The organism is Bradyrhizobium macuxiense (assembly GCF_001542415.1).
GTDB lineage: Bacteria > Pseudomonadota > Alphaproteobacteria > Rhizobiales > Xanthobacteraceae > Bradyrhizobium > Bradyrhizobium macuxiense.
Window position 1 is genome coordinate 262300 of record NZ_LNCU01000039.1, and the last position, 8969, is coordinate 271268.

The following is an 8969-nucleotide window of genomic DNA, read 5'->3' on the forward strand; positions in this document are numbered from 1 at the left end:
AGGGGAATATAACGATGACCGTAAAATTTTCTAGTCTTTGGCTGAGTCTCGCGTTTGCTGGCCTCATCGCGACCAACTCTGCCCATGCTGAAGGGAAGATCAGCAAGATCGGCGTTATTGCGCCGCTCGCTGGAGGCAGCGCCGCCGACGGCAGCGAAATGGTCGACGGCGCCAAGCTCGCCGTTGACGAAATCAATGCGACGGGCGGCGTGGCCGGCTACAAGCTTCAGGTCGTCGTTGGCGACACGCAGAGCATGTCAGTGGAGTCGGTCACGAGCGCCGTCCAGCGGCTGACGAATGACCCTGACCTGAATGCCGTCATCACCGGCTATGCCGACTATAGCAATTTTGAGATCGAGATGATGGCCGAGCAGGATATGCCGTACCTGCTCTACGCGAGCACCGACTCGACGCGCGCGATCATTGCACCCCATCCGGACAAGTTCCCGACTGTCTGGTCGTTGAACGCTTCTTATGATGCCTACAAAACGGCAATGATTCCGGTGCTGCACAGCCTGGAGAAGAGCGGCAAGTTGAAGCTGCAAAACAAGAAGGTGGCTCTAATCTCCACCGACAATCCTTACTCGAAGTCAATCATGAATGGATTGAAAAAGAGCTTCGAAGAAGACGGTTGGACGGTCACATCTGCTGACCTTCTGCCGACGGGAGAAATCAGCGACTGGCGAACGTTCCTCGTCAAGGTCCGGCAGGACAACCCGGCAGTCGTCATAAATACCGACCCGAGGGCTGACAACGCAGCAAAGTTTTTGACCCAGTTTCTCGAGCAGCCGACCAACAGCCTGGTGTTTATCCAGTATGCACCGCACATTCCGGAATTCCTCAAATTAACCGGCGAGAAGGCAACGGGCGTCATCTACAATCTGATCGGCGGAACGCTGCCGAAAAGCCCGCGCACGGCTGAGATCAATACCAAGTTTCACGCCAAATTCGGCTACGAGCCGGGCTCAAGCGGACCGGCGGTCTACGAGGAGGTTATGCTCTACGCCGACGCACTGAAGAAGGTTGGCGACCCGAAGAAGCGGCTCGCAATCGGAAAAGCCATCGGTGAAATCAACAAGCTGACAGCGCAGGGTAGGCTTTCGTTCGATCCGAAGACGCATCTTGCCGTCCAAAGCGACGACGACTTTCCGATCCAGTTCTACCAGGTTTGGGACGGCAAGCGGGTCCTGTTTTCTCCGCAGCAGCATGCGGACGGCGAATTCCGCATGCCGCCCTGGATGAAGCAATAAGCATTGCGGCGGTGCGGCGTTATCGCGTCGCACGCCCAGACACGCTGATCCATGAGACTGGCGGCCGCGCGTTGGCCGCCATGGGCCAAGCGATATCTGTGCTGGACATAGGGAGGGGTTCCAAATGGGAAATATAGACGCTGCAGTGAAGGCCGCCTGGAACGCGATCGATCGCGAGCGGAGTTACACGACTGAGCTCACCCAAAGGCTTGTCCGAATACCATCGGTCAATCCGAAGTTCGTCAATGATCCAGGCCAGAACCGCGAGAGCGCCGTCCAAGACCTGGTTGAATCGGAACTCACGTCGCTTGGTATGTCGATCGACCGGTGGGACGTCTTTCCGGACCGGCCTAACGTCATCGGTCAGCTCACTGGCTTGGAAGAGCGTAGCCTGTTGTTGTGCGGCCATATCGATGTGGTGCCGGTCGGCGAGGCCGGCACCTGGACGGTCGACCCTTTCGGGGGCGAGATCAAGGATGGTAGGCTTTACGGGCGTGGTGCCATCGACATGAAGAGCGGCGTCGCAGCCGCCATTGCTGCCATCCGGGGCATCAGGGCGGCAGGTATCGAACTTGAGGGACGTGTTGCCCTCCATTCGGTGGTCGATGAAGAAGCTGGCGGCTTTGGTGCGATAGACGCCGTCAAGCGCGGCTATCTCGCCAAGGCGGCGATCATCACCGAACTAACGATGGGTGATATCCAGGTCTGCGAAGGCGGTCTGGAATGGATACGCATCACCATCACCGGTCGGCAAGGCCATTCGGCGTGGCGCTACAACGAGATTTGGCCGCAGCGTGATGCACCTGATCGGCTGCGGCCAGCCGTGAATGCGATTGATATTGCAACCCGTTTTCTGGAAGCGCTCAGGAATTTCGAATATTCGAGGTGCCGCATGCGTCAACACCCGCTGCTGCCGCCCGGTATGAATACGATCAATGTCGGGGCAATGCGCGCTGGCGCGGGGCTTGGGCCGGACGGATTGCCGCTCATCATGACCAATCCCGCTATCATTCCGGACGTGGCGGTTATCGACCTCGACTACAAATTCCTGCCCCACCAGACCAAGCAAGAGATCCGGTCTGAGTTCGAAGCGTTCGTCCACCACTTCTGCCAGCAGGATCTTTGGCTGCAGAAGAATCCGATCAAGGTGCAATGGGAGCTCGGTGGCCTGCATTTCCCGCCTATGGATACCGCGCCAGATCATCCGCTTGTGCAGTCGCTTTTGCAGCGTCGAACCCAGTTGGGCGGCAAGCCCAAGATCTCTGGAATGATTGCCGTCGTCGACGCGGCGCACTACGCCGGCGCGGGAGTTGATGCCGTGATCTGCGGCGCAACCGGCGATGGTTTCCACGGCGCCGACGAGTATGTGGATATCGCCTCGTTGGAGGAAACAACCAAAACCTTGGCCGCCGGAATCATCGATTGGTGCGGAATCAAATGATTGCTCGCAAATGAGTAAACAAGCGCAGTGAAAGAGGGGACTGCTACAATGAAGCTTTCTAGTCTTTTGACCTGTCTGGTTGTTGTTGCGCTCGCCGCGTCAGCGCCTGCCCATTCTGCTGATAGAATTGCCAAGATCGGTATCCTCGCGCCGCTGACCGGAAACTCGGCTGCGGATGGAAACGAAATGATCGACGGCGCCAAGCTCGCCGTTGATGAAATCAATGCAGCCGGCGGGGTGGCTGGCTACAAGCTGCAGGTGGTCGTAGGTGACACCCAGAACCAGTCCGCCGATGCGGTGACCAGCGCGATCGAACGCTTGGCGGGTGACCATGACCTGAACGCCATCCTCACCGGCTACGCCAGCGGCAGCAATTTTGAAATCGAGACCATGGCCGAGCAGGATATGCCGTACCTGATCTGGGCGAATTCGGCTCAGACGCGGGACATCATCGCGCCCCATCCGGACAAGTTCCCGACTGTCTGGTCAATGGCCCCGTCCCTGGATGAGTACAATACGGCGATGGTCCCGGTTGTTAAGGGCCTACTTGCAGATGGCAAGCTCAGGCTGCGGAATACGAAGGTGGCCCTGATCTCTTCGGACAATCCCTATTCGAAGACCATCATGAACGGGCTCAAGAAGAGCTTCGAGAGTGCGGGCTGGACCGTGACGTCGGCAGATCTTCTGCCGTTCGGCGAGATCGACAACTGGCGAACATTCCTGGCCAAGGTCCGCCAGGATAATCCAGCCGTTATCATCAATACCGACTATCAGCCGGGCAACGCCGGGAAATTCCTGACCCAGTTCCTCGAGCAGCCGACCGACAGCCTGGTCTTCATCCAGTATGCGCCTTCGGTCCCCGAATTCTTGAAGTTGACGGGCAAGCAGGCCACGGGCGTCGTCTATAACCTGCTGGGCGGCACGCTCAACACGCCTGCGAATCCGCGGGCTGCCGAGGTGATCAAGAAATATCAGGACAAATACGGCCACGAACCAGGCACGTACGGGCCAGCGCTCTACGAGGAGGTCATGGTCTATGCCGATGCCCTGGCGAAGGTAGGAGATCCGACCAAGCGGAGCGCGATCGGCAAGGCTATTGGCGACACCCACAAGCAGATCGTAAGTGGCAAGCTCTCCTTTGATGCGAAAACGCATCTCGCCAACCAAGGTGATGACTCAATTCCCATCCAGTTCTTCCAGATCTGGGACGGCAAGCGGGTTCTGTTTTACCCGAAGCAGTATGCGGACGGAGAGTTCCGCATGCCTCCGTGGATGCAGCAATAGTGCCTCGGCGTGCGGCCACGCGGCAATGGCACGTGGCCGCTTCTTCCACTGCGAGCCGGAAGATGAGACGATGGTAGAACCAAATGACGATATGCCGCTGCTCGAGATGCGCCAGGTAACCCGGCGCTTCGGTGCACTGCTAGCGCTTGATAATGTGTCGTTCTCGGTTCGAAAGAGCGAGATCTTCGGCATTGCCGGTCCGAACGGTAGCGGCAAGAGCACGCTCTTCAATGTCATCACCGGGATTCCGTTTCCGCCGAGCGAGGGTGAAATACTGCTTGCTGGCAAGCCAATCCATCGGCTGCCCCCGCATCAGATCAGCCGGGCGGGTATCCTTCGAACATTCCAAAAGGATGCGGAGTTTGCGACGCTGAGCGCGCGCGAGAACGTTTATGCAAGCGCCGTCTATTGCGGGAGGATGACATCGACTGAGGCGAAAGAAGCCGCTGATCATGCGCTCGATGACGTGTCACTCAAGGCTGAACGCCGGGCGAAAGCCGCCTCAGACCTTTCCGTCTTTGAGCGCAAGCAATTGATGATAGCTTCTGCAATCGCAGGCCGGCCCAAGGTGCTTCTCCTCGATGAGCCGGCCGCCGGCCTCACCAAGCCGGAAGTAACCGGGCTCTCCGATCTCATATTTACCGTGCACCGACGCGGCATCACTGTTGTGCTTATCGAACACGTCCTGCCGCTTCTCTTGAATGTGTCCGAACGTCTGATGATTCTCAATCACGGTGCCATCATCGCCTCAGGAAGTCCGGCAGAGGTGGTGCGTAACCCGGAGGTCGTGGAAGCTTATCTCGGCAAACGTGAGGCCAGGCTTTGAGCAACAATACAAACGCCCTTGAAATCGCCGGCTTGCGTGCCGGTTACGATGCTTCCGATGTGCTGCTCGGCATGAGCTTTCACGTCGGACCGACGGAGCGCGTCGGCCTCTTTGGACCCAACGGGCACGGCAAGACGACGCTTCTCAACACGATTTCGCGGGTGATCCGCCCACGAGCGGGGGATGTCCGCTTCATGGGCGAGCCGATCGATCAGCTCGCGCCCCAGAAGATCGTGGCGCGCGGCTTGATTCACGTGCCTCAGGCCAACCGCCTCTTTCCTGACATGCAGATCATGGAGACGCTCGAGCTTGCGGCGTTCACGCCGCGCGCGCGGGAGGAGCTGAAGACAAATCTCGATTATGTGCTCAACCTGTTTCCCCGGCTTGCCGAGCGCCGTCGGCAGCAATGCAAGACGCTGTCAGGCGGCGAGCGTCAGATGCTGTCAATCGGCGCGGGACTCATGTGCGCGCCTCGCATGCTGATGCTGGATGAGCCAACGCTTGGGCTGTCCCCGAAGCTCAAGGACGAGCTTGCTGAGGCAATCTCGGAAATCTCGTCGCGCGGCATTCCACTTCTTCTCGTCGAACAGGATATCGCATTCATCCTGTCCTTGGTCGACCGCATGTACCTTGTCGACCACGGCGAGATCCGCCGGGAGATCAACCGGAGCGGAGAACTCGACCATCAGGAAATCATGGATATGTATTTCGGATCGGAGGGCGCATGATCACGAGTGACATCCTTAGCGCCATTCTCGTCAGCGGCATCGTGCTCGGCTCCGGCTATGCCTTGATGGCAAGCGGACTTTCCCTGGTATGGACGACACTTGGCATCTTCAATTTCGCGCACGGGGTGCTGATGACGCTCGGCGCCTATATCGCATGGACCGTGTCGGATGCGGCCGGGCTCAATTTCGGGCTGGGTCTGGCAATCGCCGTTTCAGCAGCGATCATGATCGGAGCGGGAATTCTGATCGAGCGGGTCATTGTCCGGCCGTTCTATGACCATCGCGATATCCTGCTCGTCACCGTCATGACGACCCTTGCTGCCATGATATTCATGCAGAAGGGGATCCAACTGATCTGGGGGGCAAGGCTCAAGCAATTGGCTCCGATCGCGACGGGCAACGTTCAAATCTGGCAAACGACGATTTCCGCCCAGGAGGCGCTCATCATTGTCGTAGCGCCCTTATTGCTTGGTGCGCTTTGGCTTTTCCTCGACCGTTCGCGGACAGGGCGCGGAATACGGGCGGTTGGCCAGAACCCGGATGCCGCCAGGCTGATCGGCATCGATGTCTCCAGGCTTTTTATCATTACGTTCGCCCTCTCGGCTGTCCTTGCCGGGCTCACAGGCGTTCTTCTCGGCTCTATTCGCCTGCTCACTCCGGAATTCGGCTCGGAGCCGCTCGTCAAGGCATTGATCATCGTGATCTTCGGTGGGCTCGGCTCGTTGGGAGGAACGGTTGTCGCTGCCTATTTGATGGGCCTCCTTGAGGCGGCCCTCGTGTTTTTCGTAGGCATCTACTGGGCACCCTCGATGATCTTTCTCCTGCTCATCCTTGTGCTGCTCATCCGGCCCCAAGGGCTCCTCGGAAAGGTGGTGCGTTGATGATGGCCCTCCACGACGGCAAGCTCCGCAACAGCAAGGTATGGCTGATTGGCGTTCTGCTTATCGCTGGGCTCCTTGTGCCGATCTTCGTCCAGGATAGCTATCTGCGGCATCTTTTCATCATCTCCTTTGTCTACGGGATTGTCGCAGCGAGCTGGGACCTCAGCCTTGGCTATGCCGGCATCTTCAATTTTGCCCATGTCGCCTTTTTCGGCGTGGGTGTTTATGCGACAGGACTGACCGCAAAGCTTCTCGGGATTGATCCGTGGGCTGCGATGCTCATCGGCGGGGTCGCCGCTTCTGCTGCTGCTGCCATCGTCGCTCTGCCGGTCGTACGCCTTCAGGGCGTCTATGTGGTGCTGGTCACGTTTGCTTTCAGCCAGCTCGTGATGCAACTTGTGATCAATCAGTCAAATCTCACCGGCGGAACGCAAGGCATGGTGCGCGTGCCGACGATATGGCTGCCGGGCTACAATTTCCTGCGCGACTACAAGCTCGGCTACTACTATGTCGCTCTTGGGCTGCTTGTTATCACGACCGTCTGTCTGCGCTGGCTGGTGCGCTCCGATTTCGGCCTGTCGATCAGGGCTCTGCGCGACAACGAGGATTACGCCGTGTCCCGCGGGATCCCGATTGCGTGGCAACGGTTAAAGGCGCTCGTGGCGAGTGCGTTCTTTACGGGACTGGCGGGCGGCTTCTACGTCGTTTACCTCCGCGTTGCCTCACCGGAGGTCTTCGACTTCTCGACGGTATCGCTCATCCTGAGCATGGTGCTTGTCGGGGGCACGTCCAGCATCTATGGGCCGCTGTTCGCCGCGCTCTTCCTGACCTTCATCTCGGAAGGGCTTGCAAGCATTAACAACTTCGCCGAAGGCCGCTTCATGCTAGTTGCACTGGCGATGATCGTCGTCCTCCTGTTCTTTCCAAAGGGGCTGGCCTCCGCACTGCCCGCAATCCTTGCAAAGAATGCGAACCAAAAGCGATCACGACAGCCCGTGACGGCTTCAGCAGATCAAGCACTGATGACCTCGACCGACAAGGAGAACGAGGCTGAAGCTGCCAGTCACTCTGGGGTCCGTTGAACGACCGCAATCGCATTCGGTGCAGAGCGAGGGTGGGATTGAAGCCTCGGGTCAGGCGATACGATTTGATTTGCGCGGTTGACCGGGCACTGATCCGAGGCAGGTAGAGGAGAATTGGTTGGCTCGTTGCCCTGATGACGTCGTGGGCAAGACAGCGGTGAGGCAACCGCAGTGCAGACTTTCGTAAGCATCATCAGCGCGCACGGTTTCGCACGCCAGTCGTAATGGCCAAATGAGCGGCCAGTGCCCTGTTATCTCAGCTCAGGAATGAGACATGACCCGGTTGTATGAACGTGAAGCCCAATCGATTTCAAAACTGGCTCATTTGCGTTTCTATCCGTTGGCCGTGAAGGGTGGCGTCCGGGCGACACTGATTGCAGATGACAGCAGACAGCTTCTGGATTTTGCGGCCTCCTGGGGCGCTGCGAGCCTGGGTCATTCCGATCCTCGTATCAGGGCAGCGGTTGACCGCGCTCTGTCCGACCAGGCCGGAGCAAGCTATCTTTCGAGCGCCAATCTGGCGACAGTGCAGTTGGCCGAAGAGCTCCTCGGCCTGGTCCCCTCTCGCGCAGCGGGCAGGATCTGGTTTGGCCATTCCGGTTCGGACGCCAATGAGACCGTCGCACGCATTGTTGTTGCAGCGACAGGCCGGCCGCGGATCATCTCCTTCGCGGGCGCCTACCACGGTGGCACCACCGGTTCTGCCGCAGTCTCCGGTCACCCGTCGCAAGCTCTAGCGAAGGCGCCTGGCTTGACGCTGGTGCCTTATCCCAACATCTATGCCGACGGGGAAGAAGCTGCGGAAAAAGCGCTCGCTCAGCTCGATCGGCTTTTTGCGGGCACTGTCCCTCCGCAAGAGGTGGCCGCTTTCTTCATCGAGCCAATCCAGTCCGACGGCGGAATGCTGGTTCCTCCAGTCGGCTTCTTTGCAGAAATTGAACGGCGATGCCGCAAGCATGGAATTCTCCTCGTCAGCGACGAAGTCAAAGTCGGATTGGGCAGAACCGGGCGACTGCATGCCTTTGCGCATCATGGAATCGAGCCCGACATCGTGGTGTTTGGGAAGGGGCTTGGCGGCGGATTGCCGATCTCGGCGGTCGCAGGATCGGAAGCCATCATGAATTTTGCGCCAGCATTCTCGTTTCAGACGTTACATGGCAATCCGGTTTGCGCCGCCGCAGCGTTGGCTGTGCTTGAGGCCATCAAAACCGATCGTTTGGCGGAAAATGCTGCCAAGGTGGGGGCCCATTTGCTCATGCGTCTTAAGGCGTTGAAGCAGAGGCATGCGCTGATTGGTGACGTCCGCGGCCAAGGCCTGGCGATCGGAATAGAGCTGGTCACCGACCGGGCCACAAGGGCGCCGGCAAAACGGCAGACCGCAATGACCGTTTATCGCGCCTTCGAATATGGATTGGTGATGTTCTATGTTGGCGTCAACTCGAATGTACTCGAGCTCACCCCGCCGTTGACGTTGACG

Annotated in this window: 8 protein-coding genes; all 8 read left to right on the forward strand. The window is 58.6% G+C overall.

All coding sequences use genetic code 11. The annotated features are described in order from the left end of the window. Positions 1–14 precede the first annotated feature (14 nt). Positions 15–1250 (forward strand): ABC transporter substrate-binding protein, encoded by a 1236-nt coding sequence (locus AS156_RS12145; RefSeq protein WP_066503954.1) that lies wholly within the window; start codon positions 15–17, stop codon positions 1248–1250. A gap of 124 nt (positions 1251–1374) precedes the next feature. Further along, positions 1375–2691, forward strand: coding sequence for a M20 family metallopeptidase (locus AS156_RS12150; RefSeq protein ID WP_066503955.1), 1317 nt, complete (start codon positions 1375–1377; stop codon positions 2689–2691). Positions 2692–2739: 48 nt separating this feature from the next. After that, positions 2740–3975, forward strand: a complete 1236-nt coding sequence (locus AS156_RS12155) for an ABC transporter substrate-binding protein (RefSeq protein ID WP_136626158.1) — start codon at positions 2740–2742, stop codon at positions 3973–3975. Positions 3976–4000: 25 nt separating this feature from the next. Continuing rightward, a complete protein-coding gene (locus tag AS156_RS12160) occupies positions 4001–4801 on the forward strand; it encodes an ABC transporter ATP-binding protein (protein WP_245312738.1) in 801 nt (266 codons plus the stop codon). After that, entirely contained in the window at positions 4798–5529 is a 732-nt protein-coding gene (locus tag AS156_RS12165) for an ABC transporter ATP-binding protein (RefSeq protein WP_136626159.1), read from the forward strand. Before AS156_RS12160 ends, AS156_RS12165 begins: the two co-directional genes overlap by 4 nt. Then, the gene (locus AS156_RS12170) at positions 5526–6410 is read left to right on the forward strand and encodes a branched-chain amino acid ABC transporter permease (protein ID WP_066503958.1); all 885 of its coding nucleotides are present in this window, start codon (positions 5526–5528) and stop codon (positions 6408–6410) included. The genes AS156_RS12165 and AS156_RS12170 overlap by 4 nt, the downstream gene beginning before the upstream one ends. Continuing rightward, positions 6410–7492, forward strand: coding sequence for a branched-chain amino acid ABC transporter permease (locus tag AS156_RS12175; protein WP_066503960.1), 1083 nt, complete (start codon positions 6410–6412; stop codon positions 7490–7492). The genes AS156_RS12170 and AS156_RS12175 overlap by 1 nt, the downstream gene beginning before the upstream one ends. Positions 7493–7766: 274 nt before the next feature. Continuing rightward, on the forward strand, positions 7767–8969 hold a 1203-nt coding region (locus tag AS156_RS12180), incomplete at its 3' end, for an aspartate aminotransferase family protein (RefSeq protein ID WP_066503961.1).